Here is a 22,236-nt window from a genome sequence, read left to right as displayed (position 1 = left end):
TCTTATTGCATAAATTTTTCTTGAGGGTGACGTTACGTCATTTGCTATACTGACTGAGAACGACACGCTAGAGCAATCAATTGGATGTGAGCAATGGATGGACAAAGAGAACTGTCTGACGACAGGACAGCTTGCCAAACGTACAGGGATAACGGTCAGGACATTGCGATATTACGATCAAATTGGACTTCTGAGTCCAGGAGGTCATCGCACTGGATCCATAAGACTGTACAACATGAAAGATATGGAAAGATTACAGCGAATTCAGATGTTGAAGTATCTAGGGTTATCGCTTCAAACAATAATGGACATTTTAGATGCAGAATCACCATCCAACGGAGAGATCAGACACTCGTTGCAAGCACAACTCGATGTTTTACAAAAGAAAATTGCTCATACAGAGCACGTAGTACATGCAATACGAGATGCTATGGAAATGTCGGCTTATGGCTCCGATTGGAACCATTTGGCGGATGTTATTCAAACTGTGCAGAGTGAGCAAAATTGGGGGGAGCAATATCGGACGGCGAACCGTCTGCAAACACGGATACATCTTTACGACAAGTACAGTACGAATCCCCAAGGCTGGCATCGTTGGATCTTTGAACAACTGGAGGTGCAGCCGGGAGCCCACATTCTCGAGTTGGGCTGCGGCGACGGGACCTTTTGGATAAGAAATGCCGAACGAATTCCAAGCAGCTGGCGTATCACGCTTACCGATATGTCAAGCGGGATGGTGGAAGAAGCACGTTGCCGCTTGGGAAGCAACCATCCGCAGTTTAAGTTTTTATCTGTTGACGCGCAACAGATCCCATTCCATGAAGAGCAATTCGATATGGTTATCGCTAACAACATGCTGTACCACGTGCCGGACATCCCTAGAGCAATCCGCGAGATGCACCGTATCTTAAAGCAAGGAGGTATAGTATGCACCTCTACAATGAGCACTCAACACCTACAAGAGGTCGAACACTTGGCGGTTTCGTTCGATCCTGAGCTTCATGTGTTGGATCATGCTATTAAACGGTTCCACCTGGATAACGGAGGGGACTTGCTGTCTTCTTGCTTTTCCGATCTTCGGTTGCTTCGATACGAGGACTGTCTGTTGGTCGACGAAGCGGAACCCCTGATCGAATATATAATTTCGACTCCGATGAACGCAAGAGAGCGACTTGTCGGAGCAGCTATTGACAAGTTTCGAGACCACGTCAATCGGCTTCTGCAGCAGACCGGAACTCTCGAAATGACTAAAGAGAACGGAATCTTTCTAGGGAGGAAATGAGATGAAGGCACAACAGTATCACCCAAGAGTACGGATTGTAAAAGAGGAGCTTCTATCGGATAACTGGTACATCCTAAATAAGGTCACATTCGAGTTTGAAAAAAATAATGGACAATGGGAGACACAATCCCGTGAAGTGTACGATCGCGGCAATGGTGCAACGATCCTGCTCTATAATCGGCACAAACAAACCGTTGTGCTGACCAGACAGTTCCGGATGCCTACTTATCGGAACGGCAATGAAACTGGGATGCTTATCGAAACCTGTGCAGGACTACTCGATAAAGAAACACCGGAAGAAGGTATTCTTCGGGAGACGGAGGAGGAGACGGGATACCGTATCGACCGTGTGCAGAAAGTTGGCGAGGCCTATATGTCACCGGGCTCTGTTACCGAAATCCTGCACTTCTATGTAGCCGAGTATAGTGAAGATATGACAACGGGTGGCGGTGGTGGCCTTGACGAGGAGCAGGAAAACATTGAAGTGATGGAACTCCCGTTTGCTCAAGTGCTAAACATGGTCGAAAGCGGCGAGATTCGCGACGCCAAGACGATAATGCTGCTCCAATACGCTCAGATCCAAGGACTCTTGAAAGTGAAATCGAAACCGCTTCATATCCTTATCGCAGGCCCGTATCGATCTGGAACGAATGATGATCATGTATTAATTGAGAAGAACGTCAACTACATGAATGAAATTGCTCTTCAAGTTTACGAGGCTGGTCATATGCCGGTGCTGGGGGAGTGGTATGCTTTGCCCCTTATCGCAACAGCTGGTTCCACTACTCTGGGAGACGAGACCTTTAACAGAATCTTTCATCCGTCTTCCATTCGCCTGCTTGATTACTGTAACGCCGTGCTTCGAGTTGGAGGACCCTCTCAGGGCGCCGATGAAATGGTAAGGGTGGCAAAAGAGAAAGGATTGTTGATTTACGAACGGCTCGACGAACTTCCGTTGGTGTGATATATCCTCTCTAAGCAGACCAAAGACAACTTGCCTCTGGGCATCCCCCACGGTTGTTTCGAGGACTGGGAGGACATGATTGATGTCAATATTAAAGGCGTTTTGTACGGTATAGAAGCAGCACTGCCTATCTTGCACAAGCAGGGTTCCGAACATTTCGTGACCATCGCTTCTGTAGCAGGACATAAGACTGTGCCAAACCAGTCGGTCTACTCCGGTACGAAGTTCGCCGTGCGCGCCATCTCAGAGGGGTTAGCGCGCTACATCATTACTGTGATCACTGTAGCAGACAACGAAATGCAGAAGGATTGCAAAACTTTGTATTGTTAAACAAACATTTTAGCGGTGGGGGCTCCCCACCGCTTGGTGTTGTTGCTTATTCGACTTTAAAATATATCGTAAGATTACTGTACATTTTATTAAAAAGTAGTGGGATGATCCAGTTACCAGCCATGCAAAATTAACGATGAAGCGGCTCTTTTTCGCCCAGACCTAGCACCTCCGTTGTGGAATCATAAATTTCTTGGTAAAGCTCTGGATTTTCCGCTAGTGACACCCCATAAGAAGGAATCATCTCTTTTATTTTGGGTTGCCACTCTTCCATATGTTGTGGGAAGCATTTTTCCAATACTTCCAGCATAACGTGAACAGCAGTAGAAGCACCCGGAGAAGCGCCGAGCAGTGCAGCTACCGAACCATCAGCGGCACTAACCACTTCCGTACCAAATTGAAGTGTTCCTTTACCGCCCTCCGTATCTTTGATCACCTGCACACGTTGACCCGCTACCACAATCCCCCAGTCCTCGATTTTGGCGTTCGGAATAAACTCGCGTAATTCTTCCAGACGCTTTTCATTCGATAACATCACTTGCTGGATCAGGTATTTGGTCAATGCCATCTCTTTTGCGCCTGCCGCCAACATCGTGATGAGGTTATTGGGTTTTACAGAACCGATCAAATCCAAATTTGAACCCGTTTTCAAGAACTTCGGTGAGAAGCCGGCAAACGGTCCAAATAACAGTGCTTTTTGGTTACTGATGTATCTTGTATCCAGATGCGGAACAGACATGGGAGGAGCACCAACCTTAGCTTTACCGTATACTTTTGCATGATGCTGGGCGACAATCTTAGGATTGTTACATACCATAAATAGTCCACTTACCGGGAATCCCCCGATATATTTGGACTCAGGAATACCAGTTCTTTGTAGCAAAGGTAGACTTCCACCCCCACCACCGATAAAGACAAATTTGGCATTATGGTATTCGATTTTGCCGTTGTCCAGATTATGGACTTTAACTTTCCACGAGCCGTCGCTCGCACGTTTAATATCCTTTACACTATGCTTGTATTTGATGTCGACGTTTTTACTTTTTAAATGCTCGAACAACATGCGTGTTAAAGCACCAAAGTTGACATCTGTTCCAGAGTCGATTTTGGTTGCCGCGATTGGTTCATTCAATGTACGGCCTTCCATAATCAGCGGAATCCATTCCTTCAGCTTTTCAGGGTCATCGGAGAATTCCATGCCTTGAAACAGAGAAATAGTTGAAAGCGCTTTAAACCTTTTTTTTAAAAAAGATACATTTTTCTCTCCTGTTACCAAACTCATATGCGGTATTGGTTTGATAAAATCCTGTGGATTACGAATCAAATTGCTGTTTACAAGAAAAGACCAAAACTGTCTTGAAAGCTGAAACTGCTCATTAATGTCTACAGCTTTACGAATATCTATAGATCCGTCAGCTTTTTCGGAAGTATAGTTCAGCTCGCACAGTGCAGCATGGCCTGTACCTGCATTATTCCATTCGTTAGAGCTTTCTTCTCCTGCGTTTGCGAGTTTCTCAAACACTTTAATTTCCCATTCCGGTGCTAACTCTTTCAGCAATGATCCCAGAGTCGCGCTCATGACTCCGGCACCAATTAAGATAATGTCTGTTTTTTTCTGAATGCTATTCATAAAAACCTTCCTTATCTCTTATATTTGCAAAAAAGAGCAGGCCCTCCTGCTTAGGTGATCCAAGAAGCAAGGCTCCACTCAGGAACATATCTTTTCTGTCTCTATTATAACTAAAATATAATCTTTTAAAAATTATATTGTCTATTATCTGATAATTATAAATCATTTCTGCTAAAAAGTGAGAATTTTCTTTGCAGAAATAATAAGAATTGATCTCAACACGCTGTATTATTTGAGCTTCACTTACTAGCAGTAATAACAGACACCGACAATTCTTCGGTAAACACACCCGTAGAGTCCATATATATGAATAACTCGGTAAAATATGCCTTTACGGGATAGGCCCTTTCTAATTGCACTAACGTTTTCTGGAATGAGCTTCACGGTTTATAAATACTTCATCATGATATTCAAAACGGTCTGTTGTTGATTCTCCCAATCATAATCGGAGTTACCCATAATAAATGATTGAAACGGGAGTTGCTCAATGATTTGCAATTCTAAATCACGTCGATGTTCAAGGAACTGAATGTATCCTTCGTACCCGTGCAAACCCTTCCTCTTTCCATAATCTTGCTCCGTATGGTACCAAATCGCGAAATCTAACCATTCTTGAGATCTCATTGTTTTAACTCGCTCAATCGTCTCACGCACATTCGGTTGCTTCAAATAGAACAAAATTGGATTTAACTCCTGAATTTGCCCCGCAATCTGTAATACATGCTGAATAAAGCGATCTTCTCCAGCATCATGCCGGGCGAGTAATGCACACCCTGGGTTCTGTAAAAAACAGCATTTGAGTATGGTCAGCTTTTCTTTTTCTCGTTGATCTTTAACAAAAGACTTCCAACGTTGAACCATCAACTCGCAGTGCTTTTCTACCGGTACTCCATCGTAGATTTCATAACGCCGGATTTCCTCATACAAACTAGAAGGAATTTCATTTTGAGCTGATTGCTGCGCAAGCGCATAGGCGATTAAAGAGTCGTTGCCATTCAAAGATACAAAAGGATCAATGTAATGAAACACCTCGGAATAGATTGATCGAAGCCGATCAAGTTCTTCGTTTGGCATACATGCAACCGATTCATAATCAGCGGGATGTCGTAAGTTCCCTTCTAAAAATAGTTCCGATTCTATTTGATGTGTGTTTAACATGTCATGTATGTACCTAGATAATGTGGATTTGCCAGAGCCAGATATACCTTCAACGATAACCAATTTCGTTTTCATAGCTGGTAAACTCGCCATAGTATCACTTAAATGATTACCTTAAGGAGAATCCTATTGTTTCGTTATATCGCCAGATAGCTTAAAAACCTCCCCTTATCTCGACATCCTTAGAAAACCAATAAAAAGCATTGGGTCCTGAGGACTGACCCAATGCTTTTATAGATGACTATCTTCTAGTTACTTAATAATCACGTATTCCAGGTTAACCAGTTTTGCATAAGTAACAATTTGGTCTGTGGTTAGATTCAAGGAAACCACGGTATGGTGACCGCCGCCGTTCTCAATCCATGCTTTAACCCCATCTTGGAAGTTTGGCTTCACGTTCCACAGTACACGGGCCACAGGAAGATTTGGAGCAGGAACTGTCGGTTCAAATGCAGTAACCTCATTGATCAGCAGTTTATAGTGCGTGCCAAAGTCAGCCATGGAAACAACCACACCGTCTCCTGCCTTGCCGTCAAACACTAGACGGGCTGGATCTTCACGATCGCCGATACCTAACGGAGAAACGATGATTTTAGGCTTGTTGCTTGCCAACGTTGGGTCAACTTCAAGCATATGGGATTGAAGAATCGATTCCTGACCAGCCGCTAATTCATAGGTGTAGTCTTCCATAAAGCCAGTGGATTGGTTATGGCTCATTACTTTAAGCAGACGATCGAGCGCTGCCGTCTTCCAGTCCCCTTCCCCGGCGAAGCCATATCCTTGTGCCATCAAACGTTGAACCGCAAGACCAGGAAGCTGTTTCATACCATAGAGGTCTTCGAAGTTCGTAGTGAAGGCAGTATAGCCGCCATTATCCAGGAACCGTTTAAGGGCAATTTCATAGCTTGCTTGCACTCTTACGCTGGCTTCCCAAGCTTCCTTGCTGTAAGTACCATAATCAAATTCATAAAGTTCGGAGTATTCCGCAAACAAAGCATCAATCTCTTCTTCTTTCACAGCATTGACGTACTGAACAAGGTCGCCAATTCCGAAGTAGTCAACGGTCCATCCAAATTGAATTTGAGCTTCGACCTTATCACCTTCCGTAACGCCAACGTTACGCATGTTGTCGCCAAAGCGGGCAACTTTGATATTGAAGCTTTCGTTATAAGCAACCGCTACATCCATCCACTCTGCGATTTGCTTCTGCACTTCCGCACGTTCCCAGTACCCTACGACCACTTTATTCTGTTTCTTCAGACGGGCATTGATGAATCCATATTCACGGTCACCATGAGCTGCCTGATTGAGGTTCATGAAGTCCATGTCAATCGTAGCCCAAGGAATGCTTTCATTGAACTGTGTAGCAAGATGAAGCAGAGGCTTCTGCAGCAATTTAGTACCGCGAATCCACATTTTTGCAGGTGAGAAGGTATGCATCCAAGTGATGACACCGGCAACCTCGTCACGATAGTTGACTTCTTTCATGAGGTTGGTGATTTTGTCTGCACTAACCGCCAGATCCTGCAATACAAGCGGATAAGGCAGAACGCCACTCTTATTTAAGGCATCGGTCATTTCTTGTGCGTGTGCTTTGACTTCTGCTAATGCTTCTTCTCCATACAGATGTTGTGAACCTACGACAAACCAGAACTGTTTTGTACCTACTGTTGACATCATTCATCCTCTTTTCTTAATTTTTTAGTTTATATTACTTTTGCCCGTAGTACGCGTCTTTCCCATGTTTGCGTAAATAGTGTTTATCTAGAATGCGCTGCGGCAATTCTTCAGCAAAATGATTCAATTCTCGTGCGAATAAATTCATTTTCGAAACTTCTTCCAACACGACGCTATTCATTACCGCCGATTTTGCATCTTTGCCCCAAGTGAAGGGAGCATGACCCTTAAGTAGAACACCAGGCACTGCTAAAATATCCAGCCCGCGCTGCTCAAAAGTCTCGATGATGACACGGCCGGTTTCCGCTTCGTAACCACGATCAATCTCCTCTTGTGTCAAGAAACGGGCGCAAGGAACAGAACCATAGAAGGTGTCTGCATGAGTAGTCCCCATTACAGGTACATCCAGGCCTGCTTGAGCCCAAATGGTCGCCCAAGTCGAATGCGTGTGTACAATACCGCCGATCTCTGCATAATGCTTATAAAGTACAGCGTGAGTCGGTGTATCTGATGAAGGTCTCATTTCTCCTTCAACAACATTGCCATCAAAATCAACAACCACCATATCGCTAGGTTTCATCGTGTCATAACTAACACCACTAGGTTTGATAACGAATAAGCGGCTCTCACGATCAACAGCGCTTACGTTACCCCAGGTGTATTTCACGAGTCCATGTTTAGGCAAATCCAGATTGGCTTGATATACTTCTTCTTTCAGTTGCTCTAACACGTCAATCCCTCCAGTTTTCCACTAGATTATCTACAGCAGCCTGTTCAATCGCTAGACCTTGTGTGTAGCGTTCCATGAATGCTTCGAATCCCTTAACGTCGGAACTGTCAGGAGAAATTTCTTGCCCCTCAGCATCTCTAAATACTTTTTGGTCGAGGAAGTCTTCCAGGCTTTCTTGCTGAGCCTTGTTCATCATGTAAGAAGCCAGAATAGCAATACCCCACGCCCCGCCTTCTCCAGCTGTTGACATCACTGATACCGGGACATTCATGGCAGCAGCAACAATTTTTTGTCCGACAATAGGGGTTTTAAATAAACCACCGTGAGCCAGAATGCTGTCAATTGCGACATTTTCTTTCTTTGTCAAAATATCCATTCCGATTTTCAAAGCAGCAAACGCAGTAAACAGATGAGTCCGCATGAAATTGGCCAAATTGAAACGGCTCTCAGGGGAGCGGACAAACAATGGCCGGCCTTTCTCTATTCCGGTGATATTCTCTCCTGACAAATATCCGTAGCTAAGTAAGCCGCCGCCATCTGGATCTGCTTCCAAAGCCTTATTCAGCAACACACTGAATAATTGATTCGGGTCCACCTTTTGCCCCATTGCCTCATAGAACTCACGGAACAATCCCAGCCAAGCATTGAGATCGCTTGAACAGTTGTTGGCATGAACCATTCCGACCGGATTACCATTCGGTGTAGTCACCAGATCAATTTCCGGATATACCGCTGAAAGATCCTTTTCTAATACAAGCATGGCAAAAACCGAGGTTCCCACAGAGACGTTGCCAGTCCGTTTTCTCACACTATTCGTAGCGACCATCCCTGTTCCCGCATCGCCTTCTGGAGGACAAAGCGGAATACCTGGTTGTAAATCTTCGGATTTATCTAAGATTTTGGCTCCCGCGGCGGTTAGTACACCTGCCTGCTCGCCTGAAATATAAACTTTAGGGAGAATTCCTTCTAACTTCCAATCGTAACCTTTGGCTGCAATAAGTTCATCAAACTGCTTAACCATCGATTCGTTATAACCATGTGTAGTCTCATCAATTGGGAATATGCCCGAAGCATCTCCGACGCCAATGGCCTTATTGCCAGTCAGCAGCCAGTGGATATATCCAGCTAACGTCGTCATAAAATCAATTTGAGGGACATGTTGCTCTTCGTTCAATATAGCTTGATACAGATGAGCAATACTCCATCGCTCAGGGATGTTGAATTGGAATTTATCAGTTAACACTTTTGCTGCAACACCGGTTGTCGCATTCCGCCAAGTACGGAACGGAACAAGCAACTCGCCCTTGCTGTCAAAAGCCATATATCCGTGCATCATTGCAGAGAATCCTATAGAACCAACGGTACGAAGGGTGATTCCATATTTCCGCTCAACCTCTTGCTTCATTTCACTATAGGCCTCTTGCAGACCCGTAATAATACTCTCTAAGTTGTACGTCCAATAACCGTCTACCAAGAGATTTTCCCACTCATAGCTTCCAGATGCGATTGTTTCAAAATGATGATCAATCAGCACTGCCTTAATACGTGTGGATCCAAATTCGATACCAAGTGAAGTTTCTCCCTTAGTAATCGCTTGTTTAATGTCTTGATCCATGCTCACGTTACTCCTCTCTCTGAACAACTGTTATAATCGCAATAATTGAAAGAAGGCGCTTTCTTTAATTTACAACCTTAGTATATTTTTTGTTCGTACATTTGTCAACACACATACATAGTTATACATACAAATATTCTGATAAACCGAGTATTTATCTACTTTTCCTTTATTATTAATGCATGTTAGGCTATGGATTATAATAAGCTCATAATTATGCTAAAATATGTACATACAAATATTATGGGTAGGTAAATTAGTATTAGGACAACCAGGAAAGAAGGAATAAAGTGAAACCAAAGTATCAGGTCATCCTTGAGGATATAAAGAGCAACATTCTATCAGGAGCATACAGCGTAGGAGAGCAAATTCCAACGGAATCGGCCTTGCAGGATATGTATAAAGTTAGTCGCCAGACGGTACGAAAGGCTATTTTAGAACTATCCAACGAGGGTTTTTTAAGAAGTGAAAAAGGATCGGGCACTTACGTCAGCAACCAATTCCGATCAAAAACCGGCGGGAATTCCAGTAATAAAACCATCGGAGTCATCACGACCTATATTTCCGATTACATCTTCCCTTCTATTATTCGCGGGATTGAAGCTAGATTGAATGAAGATAATTATTCATTGCTATTAGCTAGTACAAATAATGATGTCGCACAGGAAAAGAAAGCTTTGGAGATGATGTTGTCCTTTGGTGTGGATGGCTTGATCATTGAGCCTACGAAGAGCAATCTATATAATCCCAATATCTCTTACTATTTGACGTTCAAGGAGCAGGATGTTCCGTTCATCATGATAAATGCTTATTATGAGGAGTTGGAAGTTCCTTTCTTTTGTCTCGATGATGTACAATCCAGCTATCTGGCAACAAAAGAATTGATTGCTAACGGACACACACACATTGGTATCATTGCCAAAATGGATGATTTACAAGGAAAGCATCGAATGAAGGGCTATATCAAAGCGCTTGGAGAAGCCAAATTACGGTTTCACCCAGAGCAAGTGCTCTCATTCTATACAGAGATGAAGCAGGACCTGTCCGCCAACTTAAAAAAATTCCTAACCGAACAAAGAGACGAGTTAACCGCAATTGTCTGCTATAACGACGAGGTAGGATTAGAAGTTGTACATGTATGCAGACAACTTGGTATATCTGTTCCCGAAGACATATCCATTATTGGTCAAGATAATTCCTATATTTCCAAGAATGCAAACATCAAACTAACGACATTAACACACCCACAGGAACAAATGGGACGTGATGCCGCCGATTGGGTTATTAAGAAACTGCAAGGAAAGAAGGAGCTACGCAACCACACCTATTATCAACCTGTATTAATTGAAGGAGAGACGGTAAAGAAGAGACTGAAGTAGATGGTGCTCATTTTACCTCCAAATTATGAACCGCCAGTTTGCCATTAACATTAGGGTATGCTGGCTTGAATTTATGACGGGAACGTAAGTTATAATAAATTTCATACAATTGGAGGTAAACATGAATCTAAAAAGGATAAAATATTTTATAGATCTCGTTGAATGTAGTAACTTCACAGAAACAGCAAAAAAGAATTTTGTATCGCAAACTACAGTTAGCCAACAAATTGCCTCTCTTGAGAATGAGTTCAACATTCAGTTAATTGATAGAAAACAAATTCCGATTGAGCCCACCAAAGCGGGATGGCTGTTTTATGCAGAGGCCGTCGTGCTCTGGAAGCAATATAATCATATGAAAACAAGCATGGAAAATTTTCAAAAATATAATACCCAACTATTGAGTATCGAATATGCTGCAATCACAGATATCCAAAGCTTGTTAAAATTCATCCCTTCATTTAAAGAAAATCATCCAAAGATTAAACTTGAATTAAATAAAGTATTGCTAAAGGATATCGCTGAGTATCTGCAAAAAGGAATACATGACGTAGCCATTGCCTTTGACTCAGAGTTTAAAGGGAAAGAAGAAATCCTAACCCATACATTATATAGCGGACGCTACTGCGCGGCTGTAAGTAAACAACATCCTCTCTTCAGTTTTGAGTCCATCTTAAAGGAAGAGTTATATAAGTATCCGCTTGTCATGCTGAATCCAATGGTTATTGGAGACTCCTATTATTTAATGATTCAACATGCCATGGAAGATGGTTACCAGCCCAACATCCTTAGAACCGCAGACGATGTCGAAACAAAGTTGTTTTATATCATCACAGAGAATTTAATTGGCTTTTTCCCAGATAACTATGATCTTGCTGACCTGAAAGAAGAGGTCCGACTCATTCCCATACAAGGTTCACACCATACTTTTAAAATCGAAATAGGCTACTTGAAAAATAATTCTAATCCAGCATTATACTCATTCCTGCAACAAATACAAAATTCGTTTTAGCAATAGCCCATAAGTTTTTTGTATTATACTTTGTTATTTTTTTCACATAATATATAAGTATAGTTCATTTCAGCAAGGAGTGACGACAAACATGGGTAAGTTATTATTAACGGGTGTGGATGGCAATCTGGGCAGACAAGCAGCTGAATTTTTATTGAAATTAGTAGAAAAAGACCAAATTATTTTTTGTGCATATGATCCGGCATCTTTACAGGAGTATGCAGAACAAGGTATTGAAACACATGTGACCAATTTCAATGCAATAGATGGTCTTGCAGAAGCTTTTGCTAATGCAGATAAGCTTGCTTTAATCTCTATGCCTTTTGTGGGGGTAAAACGCCAAAATGCACACAAAAACGTGATCGATGCGGCGAAAGAAGCTGGAGTAAAACAAATCATCTATACTTCATTGGTTAACGCGGCGGATGAATCCAATCCAAGTATTGAAAAACTGGACCACGTCTATACGGAAGATTATATCAAAAGTGTCGGGTTAGATTATATTTTTCTGCGTAATTCGCAATATGCGGAAGCCATGGTTACCAATTACTTCACCTATGTGAAGTCTGACGGCGTGTTGAAAAATAATCAGGGTGACGGCAAGATGGCCTATATCTCACGGAAAGATTGTGCCAAAGCTGTCGCTTATGCATTAGCAGCAAACAATTATCATGAGGCGATATTAAATATAAATGGTCCTGAATTAATAACAATGTCCAACTTTATCGAGATTGGAAATGAAGTAACGGGTCATCATATTACTTACAAGCAGATCACGGATGAAGAAAACTACGCCATATTTGATGCCATGGGTGTTCCCAGAACAACGGATGGCAAATTTGCAGAGGACTCCGAAGCCCCCTTCTCTTCTGAAGGTATGGTTACCTTTGGACAAGCTATTGGCTTAGGAAAAATGGATATATTTACGGACGACTTTAAGAAGTTGACGGGCCAAGATCCCGTAACGGTGAAATATATGTTTGAACATGCGAATGAGTACCAAGTGGGTGAACGACACTCCAAAGATAATTAATCCAAGTCATGATCATGTTGCGGAGAGATCGGAAGCTGATTTACATCCGATTTCTCCAATTGCGCTTTTTCCTACTTTAGTATTCTCCTTTAATTACAAAAAACGAACCCCGAATTGTTCCAGCTAGTTTTGACTTCTGCCTAGCAAACTTAAACTTCCCTTCTAGCTCCTTTGGTACCTCCATCCCCTCAGAAAGCTTAAACCCAACGGCCCGCTTCTTAGTGTCATCAACCGTATACATGACGTTGACCTCAAGACCATCCTCATAAAAGACATAAGCAAATTTAATATTTTCCACTTGAAAACGTGACGTTTCTAAAGGTTTGGCCGCAAACTCTATATCACGCTCTTTCAGAATTCGGTTCACATAATCAAGGGTCTCCTGACTTTCACTAGCTGACACAACCGTAAATTCATGCTTGTATTTGTTCATAAAGTAACGGGCTTCATTAGCGCGCAAACCAGCAAGCGCTTCTACTACAGGTGAAGACTCTAAACCAACCGTAGACACATTATTAAAATCAACGATATAGGACATTTCCACCTCTCCTTTTATCTCATTATGCCCAAAAAAACTTGCCGCTACTTATGGTACGGTTCTGGCGTTCACAACTTACTGGTACACATAAATCGTCACCGATCCAAAGGAATATTCTCTCCAACTTCCTTCTGTCTGAGGGAACATGGGCGTTGGGAAGCATGTCAATTTGAACTCAGTTAGGGTATGATCGGCAGCAACAAATAAGAATCAAATTCATCCCCTGTATACAGAGTAATGTCTGCATCCCAAACCCTGTCATCCCCCGTCTGAGTCAGCAGTGCGCAGCCGCTTTGATTCTGGCTTCCAATTTCCAGGAGCAATCGGTTTCCTTTAGCTACAACAATTGCGCTATCCCATATCTCAATATCCAAGCAATAGACTTTGCCTGGAACCAGCTTTTGAAACTCATCGAAGGTGTAATAAGGCTTATACTCCGTAGATAATTCATCATCAGTTTTACGTAAAGAAGCGCGCAGCCAGCCCTGGCTAATTGGAAATTTCTCTGTTAGTGCTCCTGAGTTAACGACCTCATTGCCTAGTGAGTCAATATTTCGCAAAGATACGAAAATGTCCATATCATCTGTAGTTGACGATGCCCACAAACGGAGCTTGATAGGCCCGAGAATTTCTGTTTCGTTATCAAACAGATCGGTTTCAAACAGAACACGCTTTGAATTGTTTTCCTCTCTCGAGAATTCTCTCACCATAAATGGCTTCGCCCAGTGCTTTGACTCGCACTCCTTATCGCCTTCATAGCAAAGCTGCGCCTTGGCTTGCGGGGGGTCTTGCGAAAGCAGATTCGAGCTTGCATCAAGGTAAAAGCGGGTCCATTGGGTGCGCTTAAGCGGATACTCGTTCTCGTAGCGCCATGTGTAGTTATTGCCTCCTCGAGGAATGGCAAGCTTTACTTTCGGTTCTCTCATTATGCCAGTATCGATTCCTTTAAGCCAATAATCCAGAAATTTTTTCTGCAGTTCCCGACCCTGAGCGGTGTAAAATGCACCAACATGGCTCCCAATATGTACTTCAAGCCACTTGTGCTCTGATACCGCATTCTGAAAACCCAGAAAATTTCCACGGGTATGCATTCCGGCGCTAAACCAGTTGCTTCCGGATAATAAAGGCACCTCTACTTTACTCAAATCAGAAAATCGATTCGTCCACGATTGATCACGTAATGGATTGTTTTTTACCATCTCCGGGAAATCAGTGCGATTGGCTTGCAATTGTTCTTCCGAGAATTTTCCATCGGGATTGTATTGATGCGCCAAAACTCCGTTCTTCCACCAGAATGAAAGAAAACCGTTCGCCTGGATTCCGCCCGGATAACAGAATTCAGCATAATAATCTACTGTACCTTCCCACGGTATGATACAAGCTAAATGAGGAGGTTGTTCGGATGCCACGGCCCATTGACTCATAGCCAAATAGGAGATGCCCAGCAGTCCTATCTTTCCATTGCTCCATGGTTGCGTTCCAGCCCATTCGATTGCATCATAATAATCCTTCTTCAAAGAATTTGATAATATATCCAGCTTTCCTGGAGAATTACCGATACCACGTTCATCTACTCGCAAGACAGTATAGCCTTGCGGCACCCAAAATTCAGGATTTGGTGTTTCCCAACTAATTAAGGGCCCTTTATCCTGCGAGTGTGCATATTCTATTGCGATCGTTGGATTAGCAGGAGCAAATTGCGAGAAATGCAGATCCTTTCCGTACGGACACATCGTCATGATTACTGGAAAACTCCCATCCACATTAGGCTGATAAAGATTTGCGGCGAGATAATTCCCGTCTCTCATAGGAATCCGTACTTCTTTCCAAGTAAGTTCATAAAAGTGATTACTTCTTTCGTTAATGTCGATAGGTAATGGATTCATAGCTTGCCTCCATTTGATAGTTTTTCTTCGAACCAGTCAATCAATAAGCAGCGTGCTTCTGTATCCTGTTCAATCGCATTGTGAACTTTCCCTGGATATATTACTAGGCTCTTATCCTTGCTGGAAGCCTCATCATAGAACTGTTTAATTCCATTAACATCAAACAGGATATCTCCTAGGTCTCTTTCTGATTTCTTGCAAGTGGGTTCACTCCCTTCAATAATTATTCAGAAAAGTTTTAGTACACGTGTACTAAAATCAGTATATTCCTGCAAATACAGCAACTCAACTCTGGTCTTTATTGGGAATGGCACTCTTGGCTGAGGATTTTCGCAAATTATCTCTCGAATTCTTCCGTATTCTTAATCAAGCTACTTATTTCGGCTTGAAGGAACAATTTATGATATAATGCTTTTGATTTCAAGTGCATAGCACAAACGCTCTAAAGGAGATAGAAATGGATATTAATTTAAGGGATAAGATCCTTGAGACTTCAATTGAATTATTTAATAAAAAAGGATATGCATATGTAACATTGAGGGATATTTCCGATGCGTTAAATATAAGTCCTGGTAATTTGACATACTATTTCAAAAAAAAACATGATCTTATGATTGGTGTTATGGCAATGCAGTATGAAGAATACCAAAACTTAAATTTCTCAGCGGAGATTTCTATCGAAGGGCTGAATCAGCAGTTTTTAATTCTTAATGCATTCCGTAAAAAATATTTCTTTTATTTCTCCAGTTTTACAGAATTGCCTAAATTGTATCCAGAGATAGCTAAAATGCAAATTAAGGTTGTTAATGATTTCTATACGCTTTTTACCAACATATTTAAGGGGTTTGTTAATAAAGGAATTATGAAAGAAGAATTATATGCCGGGCAATATGAAGATTTGTCTATTTCTTTACTATCGATAAATATGTATGGCACACAGGAAATAATTCTTCTCCAAAAATTTCTTACAAGTCCCAAAAACATCTTGTCCATCCTATGGAGCCTTATACTTCCTCATCTAACCAAAGAAGGAGTGGCCATGTATTGTCGGATAACGCAGGTTGATAAAACTATCACCCCCAAGCTATGCTACAAGCCAGATCAATCGGATGGAGGCTTGGAAGGCTCAACATGAGGCCGCCAAGGCATCTACTTGTAGCGGCAAGTTTTTGAATAAGGACCATCCCGATAAAAGGATGGCCTTTAGGACCGCTAATCTACTATTTTAATTGCCTCAATATAAAGTTCGATTCTCACTTCATTCCCGACAACAATCCCGCCTTTTTCCAGATGCGAGTTGAATGTCAAGCCAAATTCATTGCGTTCGATACTGGCTGTTGAATGAAATCCTACACGTTCCCGGCCGCGAGGGTCTTTATTTAGTCCTTCAAAAACGGTATGAAAAGTGATGGGTTTTGTTACTCCATGCAAAGTTAGATTGCCCGTAAGTCCATATTGCCTTTCGCCAGCAAGGACGCAGCTGGTGCTTTGAAACGTAATGGTTGGATACTTGGCTGTATGAAGGAAGTCGTCGCTCTTCAGGTGCTCATCTCGTTGCGATTGGCGAGTTGTGATACTATTTGCGTCTATGGAAGCCTGAATACCCATGGTTGTTAAATTGTTGGGATCAAAACTCAAGATCGCTTGGAAATGCTCGAATACTCCTTTGATTCTATTAATCATTAAATGTGTCACCGAAAACTCAACGGAGCTGTGGTCCGCATCCACTTCCCAATTGATATTGCTCATAAATAAATTCCACCTCTATGATAAGATTTGAGAAAGGTCACCCTATCTCCAAAACACTGCGCTATTCGCATGCTCCTAATATACAAAAACGCTACTGACAACGGGATGTCAGTAGCGTTTTAGCATTTTTTCGGCTTCCTCGTATATCCGATTTCGAAATGTTCAAGCTCCGCCACGTCATAATTAAATCGAAGGTGAAGCTCGCAGGTATCGATCATCTGAAGACTGATACTCTAAACTTATCCGTTGACATTTTATGGAGAATACTGTATATATTCAAAGCCAATACGAAAGACAGGAAGGGAGGATCTGCATGCACAGAGTGATCAAAATCAAATTTATGCTCTTTTACGGTGAAGCACCTGAAGCAAAATGTTACGGGTACTTGGAGTTGAATCAGGATGGCAATATGATCGCGCTCTACAATAGGTACGGTGAGGAAATAGACATGTATGGCGGACATGAATTTGTTAGGGTACGGACACTTGGCAAATTTGATGACCAAGACCGTGATAATTTTTATTCTTTGTTAGAAAGTGATGGTGTAGGATAATCTGCACGATAGGCTGACGATTCCGGTGCCAAGGCACTACGAAAAGTCAGCCTTTTTGATTTTATTTGCCTTGTAGAGTTGACCGGCACGTTATCATAATCCCCTAACCTCATCTTGTCAAGAAATAATGCGCGAATGAGCGACACCGTGGAGGAGCCCCCCTTATGCTTTCGAAATATGAATGAATTTCCGAGTATGCTGAGCAATTTCGCTTTTTCCAATTCACCCCACTTCACGTAGAATGATCTTCAGGCGTTGCGGGATAAGCGATATACAAACAATGGACGGAACTTAATGAACAATCGGGAGGTAGAAGATGGACAATCAGGCTCAAGGTGCAAGAGGAATGAAGAGAGGGGCAATATTAACCGCTCTACTCATCGGTACATTTGTCGCGTTTCTTAACGAAAATTTACTTACCAATGCGTTTCCTGCGTTGATGAGAGAATTTAACGTTGCTGCTTCGACCATACAATGGTTATCGACGGGTTATATGCTCGTGATCGGCGTACTGGTGCCGGTGACCGCATTACTACAGCAATGGTTCACGACTCGCCAGATGTTTATGTCTGCGATGGCGTTATTTTTGGCCGGTACCTGCTTGTGTGCAGTATCCCCGGGATTCGGAATCTTGCTGATGGGCAGGGTTGTTCAGGCTTGCGGGACAGGATTATTGATCCCGTTGATGATGAATACGATTCTCGCCCTCTATCCACCAGAACGCCGGGGTGCCGCCATGGGTCTCATGGGGCTGGTCATCATGGTCGCCCCTGTCATCGGGCCGGCTTTGTCTGGCTTAATTATCGATACCTTTCAATGGCGATGGCTGTTCTACATGGTGATTCCTGTCGCACTGTTTTCGATGATTTATGCATTCATTTACTTAAAGAATGTGACAGAACTGACCAAGCCAAGGGTCGATCTTGTATCCATTGTGATGTCAACCGTCGGTTTCGGCTGCGTCACCTATGGCTTCAGCCAAACAAGTGTCTCTCTTGAGCCAGAAGGTTACGGATCGATTGCAATAGGTAGCCTTTTCTTGCTCTTGCTTGTATGGCGCCAGCTTAAGATCAAAGAGCCGTTGATCGATCTCTCCGTATTCCGGCATTCCACTTTTTCTCTGGTTGCGGTATTGATTGTAATTCTGATGATGGTTCTATTCGCCACAACAACATTGCTGCCGTTCTATATGCAGGATGTGATGAAGTTGACCGCATTCGCGACAGGCTTACTTCTAATGCCAAGTAGCATTTTGAACGGAATGCTGATGCCGGTATCGGGGAGATTACTCGATAAATTCGGGCCGAGACTCGTAATTGTGCCCGGACTGTTCCTGATCGCCATATCGTTGTGGCTGTTTACCGGCATCGACAGTGATACAACACAAGGTTCCGTTCTCTTCAATCATATCCTCTTATTCTTAGGCATGTCGTTCGTCGTCATGCCGGCTCAGACGACAGGATTAAATCAACTTCCACGTCACCTGGTTTCTCATGGCACAGCCATATACAATACGCTCCAACAGATTGCAGGGGGAATTGGCATCGCATTGTTCGTCGGCATCATGTCGTCTGGAGCCAATCGTTATCTTCACCATTCGCTCAATCCCACTGCGATGCATGAGAAGACACAAAGCATGGTATCCGGTCTACAAACAGTTTTTTGGATTGAATTTATTCTGGCAATACTTATTCTGGCGCTGGGTTGGTTTATAAAAAAGCCACCTGAACATAATTAATTCATTACTAGGCACAGATTGAATCATAAGTTTAAAACCGTACAAGAAGCATGGGGTTGTCTCCTAAGGGACGGCCCTTTATTTCGTTGTACCTTAGAACTGCTAACTATAAGGAGAGCTGATTTCTGCCTAAAAGTTTATTTTCGAGAATCAAGGATAAACATAGATGCATCTTGTCCCATGAATATTTTACTTCCATTATAAAAAGTTTTGGATTGAATATCTCTATACCCTATTTTAGTCATAATGTCAGCCAGCTCTTCTTGATGAAATCCGTTATGAACAATATCTGAAACTACTTTCTCATTTTTATTAAAATCTACAATTAGTAAATGTCCTCCTTCATTTAGAACATCAAATAGCCTTGATAAAACGAATTCAACATCATGAATATGAAGTAGAACCTGAGCCATAAAAATATAATCCGCATGCAAATCCGTTAGACCTTCCTTTTCAAAATCAAAGCATAATGTATCTGCATTCTGAATATGAAGATCAGTAATTTTTTGTTTTATTTGATTAATCATGTTTTGTGAAGTATCCAGAAAAAGCATAGAATTAAAATCGTTTAACAAGTTCATTCCGACAAGGCCCGTTCCACACCCAAAATCAATAGCATTCTTACTATTAGCGTCAACTACATATTCACGAATGGCATCAGATGATGCCTTTGCAATCTGAATTCTTTCAGAAGTGTCATATACATTAGCTATCATTTCAAACTTATCCGTATTTCCCATTTTACCTCTCCAATCTGCCTTAATAAAATCCTGAATACAACAGTATAGAATGATATTCTATCAAGCATTAGCATTTAATCCCCATTCTTATTAGTGCTTATGGAAAAACAAAACCTCTGTATGAATGGAGGAGACAACCTTGGGTTGATTCATGTACACCTTCTTCACGATTCGTCTTTGTCGAAATAATCATTTAGCAAATGCAGTTCTCGCAAACAACCGATAAATTTTTCTCTGAAATTCGGATTGCTTTTATATTCTGGCCATACCGCCTTATAGTAAGACAGCAACTTCTCGTGTGGAATAATGCCCCAGTATAAAATCGAGTTATTCAAAACCTGCGGGTCGGCCCCCATCAACATCTGTTCAATGATCTGCCAGCTTCCCTGCTTGTTTTCGCAACTGCGCGCGGCATAGATGGCAGTGGTTTGCATTTTCGGGTCAGCGTGACACAAGAAAGGCGCAAAGTTATGGAGAGTAATCGCACCGTAATCTTCCAAGATATACCCTGCATAACGCAACGTTTCCGGGTCGTGAATCCTGTCAAGCCTTTGCAAGATCACTGGGATAAACTCTGTTAAATTCACCGTTTTACTGGAAGAATGCAAAATCATTAAAGCTTGCAGAAAATCCTCATGTTCATCCGATTGCAACAGCTCCAAAAGATATTTCCTACCCGTGTCAAAAGAAGTTTTGCAGATGAGCCAAATGGCTGTGGTCCGATTTTTTGGGCTTTGCTCCGCAATATTTTTCAAAAAAGCAAGGGTTGGCTGAGAGACTTTCTTAAACTTGAACATTCCATCAAGCGCTTTGGCTTGGATTTCTTCGTTTGGAGCGCTCTGATAAATCTGGATCAGCGCATTCTCATCACCCGGCATTCGACTGCCAAACCACCCGATATCATAATCCAGAATAATTTCATCCAGCCAACGCTCGTACCAGTCCAGGAAGCTGTTTTCATAGACAAAGAAAAAGGGATGATCGGGATGAAAATCGGAGGTGTACACAATTTTCCCCCTGTATTTCCCTTCAAGTATGAGATACATGTCGTATTCGCAGCCTTGGGTGCCTATGCACAACATACCGCCCAACACCTTATTACAGGTGTCGTCGTATTCCTCATCGGGAATGCCCTCGTCCTTGGTCAGGGGCTCAATTAGATGGTTCCATTCCTCTTTGGTCATCCCGGGATGCAGAACGGATTTTGCAAGGAGTGCCTGGCGCTCGGTGTAGGAAGTTGCCTTTTCAATTGAATAAATTCCATAGTAGGGGCCAGCGCCACCGTTGCCGATTTTCGTTAAAAATTGCGCGTAAGGCTCAGGAAGTGTGACATGATTGTGGACTTGCCAGTCCGCCAGCTCTTTTGCTGTAAGCTTCTCTTTAACCCTATATTGATGTGAGGATGCTCCAAACACCGAGAAATCCGCGTCTTTGCGCATGGCTTGACTCAGTTTGTTTTTTATTCGATCCAGTTGCGTTTCTTTCTTCCCAAACCACATATTTGAACCCTCCTGTTAACCATAGCCAGGTTTCCTTTGTTTGCTTATCCAGTAATTTTATTTTTTTCTATGGGTCGTACCTCTTTAAAATAATATGTATATTTAAGTAGTCTTTCATTGTACTTCTCTTAAGGTCACCACTGGACCACCCTAGAGTACCACACAAAAAATGCATATGAAAGGAATCCATATGTGGATTAGACTATAATCACCTTGTAATTCATGTAAGCCACTACTCATTTTCACGGAAATTAATGACATAATTACTTAACTAAACTCAACAAACGCAGATCACTTTTAACCAACATATAGTGAGGGGGAAAATAATGAAAAGCCAATTAAGAAATATTACGGTCGACGGTCATGCCTTCGTTTATTGGTACTCAGGCGGGTCTCGCTTCATCTTAAATCTATCTCCCAAAGAGAATAAAAATATCAAAATCACGCTCATCTTTCAGGCAAATCCTCCTGAAGAAGAGCCTCATACTTTTTGGTCCTTTTATGACATTTCAGCCCAAAATAATGAAATGGAAACTGTCATCCATCTAGGTAAACCCAAGCATATTGCTGAAATCATCTCTTACTTGATGGCAAAACGACAAGAGCTTTGGATCCAGGGTAAGCCTCAAATTCTGGATAATGCCTGGGATTTACTGAAAGAAATGGGCTATTCCGAGTTAGATCCGATTTGGATTAGACAGTGGTAGTCGTAATGGTTTGTGGACT

19 protein-coding genes and 1 pseudogene are annotated in these 22,236 nt (G+C 42.3%); 10 read left to right on the top strand and 10 right to left on the bottom strand.

The window, feature by feature from the left end:
- The first annotated feature begins 97 nt into the window (after nucleotides 1-97).
- The 3 genes and pseudogenes from ACQW03_RS11705 to ACQW03_RS11695 all read left to right on the top strand — a co-directional run.
- Nucleotides 98-1,282 (top strand): MerR family transcriptional regulator, encoded by a 1,185-nt coding sequence (locus ACQW03_RS11705; RefSeq protein WP_441949773.1) that lies wholly within the window; start codon nucleotides 98-100, stop codon nucleotides 1,280-1,282.
- Between the two features lies 1 nt (nucleotide 1,283).
- Nucleotides 1,284-2,246, top strand: coding sequence for a GDP-mannose pyrophosphatase NudK (gene nudK / locus ACQW03_RS11700; protein WP_071644064.1), 963 nt, complete (start codon nucleotides 1,284-1,286; stop codon nucleotides 2,244-2,246).
- 60 nt (nucleotides 2,247-2,306) lie between these two features.
- A pseudogene (locus tag ACQW03_RS11695) lies at nucleotides 2,307-2,501 on the top strand (SDR family oxidoreductase); the annotation flags it as partial.
- A gap of 205 nt (nucleotides 2,502-2,706) precedes the next feature.
- On the opposite strand, the gene ACQW03_RS11690 reads toward ACQW03_RS11695, so the two are convergent.
- The 5 genes from ACQW03_RS11690 to ACQW03_RS11670 all read right to left on the bottom strand — a co-directional run bounded on the left by ACQW03_RS11690 (nucleotide 2,707) and on the right by ACQW03_RS11670 (nucleotide 9,386).
- Complete coding sequence (locus ACQW03_RS11690; RefSeq protein ID WP_071644066.1) at nucleotides 2,707-4,206, bottom strand: malate:quinone oxidoreductase; 1,500 nt, start codon at nucleotides 4,204-4,206, stop codon at nucleotides 2,707-2,709.
- 387 nt (nucleotides 4,207-4,593) lie between these two features.
- Nucleotides 4,594-5,439: a hypothetical protein gene (locus ACQW03_RS11685; RefSeq protein ID WP_441949770.1), complete on the bottom strand. Its 846-nt coding sequence runs from the start codon at nucleotides 5,437-5,439 to the stop codon at nucleotides 4,594-4,596.
- 177 nt (nucleotides 5,440-5,616) lie between these two features.
- Nucleotides 5,617-7,041, bottom strand: a complete 1,425-nt coding sequence (gene araA, locus ACQW03_RS11680) for an L-arabinose isomerase (protein ID WP_071558008.1) — start codon at nucleotides 7,039-7,041, stop codon at nucleotides 5,617-5,619.
- Nucleotides 7,042-7,075: 34 nt separating this feature from the next.
- Entirely contained in the window at nucleotides 7,076-7,771 is a 696-nt protein-coding gene (locus ACQW03_RS11675; RefSeq protein ID WP_068939259.1) for an L-ribulose-5-phosphate 4-epimerase, read from the bottom strand.
- Nucleotide 7,772: 1 nt separating this feature from the next.
- Nucleotides 7,773-9,386, bottom strand: a complete 1,614-nt coding sequence (locus tag ACQW03_RS11670) for a xylulokinase (protein WP_441949768.1) — start codon at nucleotides 9,384-9,386, stop codon at nucleotides 7,773-7,775.
- Nucleotides 9,387-9,676: 290 nt separating this feature from the next.
- Here ACQW03_RS11670 and ACQW03_RS11665 point away from each other — a divergent pair, with 290 nt between their 5' ends.
- The 3 genes from ACQW03_RS11665 (at nucleotide 9,677) to ACQW03_RS11655 (ending at nucleotide 12,807) form a co-directional block, all read left to right on the top strand.
- A complete protein-coding gene (locus tag ACQW03_RS11665; protein WP_076292877.1) occupies nucleotides 9,677-10,765 on the top strand; it encodes a GntR family transcriptional regulator in 1,089 nt (362 codons plus the stop codon).
- Between the two features lie 121 nt (nucleotides 10,766-10,886).
- Nucleotides 10,887-11,774: a LysR family transcriptional regulator gene (locus ACQW03_RS11660; RefSeq protein WP_076292878.1), complete on the top strand. Its 888-nt coding sequence runs from the start codon at nucleotides 10,887-10,889 to the stop codon at nucleotides 11,772-11,774.
- 91 nt (nucleotides 11,775-11,865) lie between these two features.
- The gene (locus tag ACQW03_RS11655; protein WP_441949765.1) at nucleotides 11,866-12,807 is read left to right on the top strand and encodes an NAD(P)H-binding protein; all 942 of its coding nucleotides are present in this window, start codon (nucleotides 11,866-11,868) and stop codon (nucleotides 12,805-12,807) included.
- Nucleotides 12,808-12,883: 76 nt separating this feature from the next.
- On the opposite strand, the gene ACQW03_RS11650 is transcribed toward ACQW03_RS11655, so the two are convergent.
- Together ACQW03_RS11650 and ACQW03_RS11645 are read right to left on the bottom strand one after the other, a co-directional pair.
- Nucleotides 12,884-13,345, bottom strand: a complete 462-nt coding sequence (locus ACQW03_RS11650) for a phage tail protein (protein WP_071644079.1) — start codon at nucleotides 13,343-13,345, stop codon at nucleotides 12,884-12,886.
- Between the two features lie 179 nt (nucleotides 13,346-13,524).
- Nucleotides 13,525-15,231 carry a CocE/NonD family hydrolase gene (locus ACQW03_RS11645; RefSeq protein ID WP_441949763.1) on the bottom strand — a complete coding sequence of 569 codons (1,707 nt, stop codon included), beginning with the start codon at nucleotides 15,229-15,231 and terminating at the stop codon, nucleotides 13,525-13,527.
- 457 nt (nucleotides 15,232-15,688) lie between these two features.
- On the opposite strand from ACQW03_RS11645, the gene ACQW03_RS11640 reads away from it, so the two are divergent.
- Nucleotides 15,689-16,366: a TetR/AcrR family transcriptional regulator gene (locus ACQW03_RS11640; protein ID WP_441949761.1), complete on the top strand. Its 678-nt coding sequence runs from the start codon at nucleotides 15,689-15,691 to the stop codon at nucleotides 16,364-16,366.
- Between the two features lie 77 nt (nucleotides 16,367-16,443).
- On the opposite strand, the gene ACQW03_RS11635 is transcribed toward ACQW03_RS11640, so the two are convergent.
- Nucleotides 16,444-16,980 (bottom strand): YceI family protein, encoded by a 537-nt coding sequence (locus tag ACQW03_RS11635; RefSeq protein WP_441949759.1) that lies wholly within the window; start codon nucleotides 16,978-16,980, stop codon nucleotides 16,444-16,446.
- A 313-nt stretch (nucleotides 16,981-17,293) separates the two neighbouring features.
- Between ACQW03_RS11635 and ACQW03_RS11630 the strand changes: the two genes are divergently transcribed.
- Together ACQW03_RS11630 and ACQW03_RS11625 are read left to right on the top strand one after the other, a co-directional pair.
- Nucleotides 17,294-17,533, top strand: coding sequence for a hypothetical protein (locus tag ACQW03_RS11630; RefSeq protein ID WP_025722834.1), 240 nt, complete (start codon nucleotides 17,294-17,296; stop codon nucleotides 17,531-17,533).
- A 316-nt stretch (nucleotides 17,534-17,849) separates the two neighbouring features.
- Nucleotides 17,850-19,271 (top strand): MDR family MFS transporter, encoded by a 1,422-nt coding sequence (locus ACQW03_RS11625; protein WP_441949757.1) that lies wholly within the window; start codon nucleotides 17,850-17,852, stop codon nucleotides 19,269-19,271.
- Between the two features lie 137 nt (nucleotides 19,272-19,408).
- Here the strand turns inward: ACQW03_RS11625 and ACQW03_RS11620 are convergent, their stop codons facing one another.
- Nucleotides 19,409-20,011 carry a class I SAM-dependent methyltransferase gene (locus ACQW03_RS11620; RefSeq protein WP_441949755.1) on the bottom strand — a complete coding sequence of 201 codons (603 nt, stop codon included), beginning with the start codon at nucleotides 20,009-20,011 and terminating at the stop codon, nucleotides 19,409-19,411.
- Nucleotides 20,012-20,175: 164 nt separating this feature from the next.
- Nucleotides 20,176-21,510: an SMI1/KNR4 family protein gene (locus ACQW03_RS11615; RefSeq protein ID WP_441949753.1), complete on the bottom strand. Its 1,335-nt coding sequence runs from the start codon at nucleotides 21,508-21,510 to the stop codon at nucleotides 20,176-20,178.
- A 326-nt stretch (nucleotides 21,511-21,836) separates the two neighbouring features.
- Here ACQW03_RS11615 and ACQW03_RS11610 point away from each other — a divergent pair, with 326 nt between their 5' ends.
- A complete protein-coding gene (locus ACQW03_RS11610; RefSeq protein WP_076292884.1) occupies nucleotides 21,837-22,217 on the top strand; it encodes a hypothetical protein in 381 nt (126 codons plus the stop codon).
- Nucleotides 22,218-22,236: the final 19 nt, after the last annotated feature.

The sequence above is a fragment of the Paenibacillus sp. DRB1-1 genome, assembly GCF_052119485.1.
Taxonomy (GTDB): Bacteria; Bacillota; Bacilli; order Paenibacillales; family Paenibacillaceae; genus Paenibacillus; species Paenibacillus polymyxa_B.
Note: the sequence above shows the minus strand (reverse complement) of the source record. Positions and strands in the feature narration are given on the sequence as shown.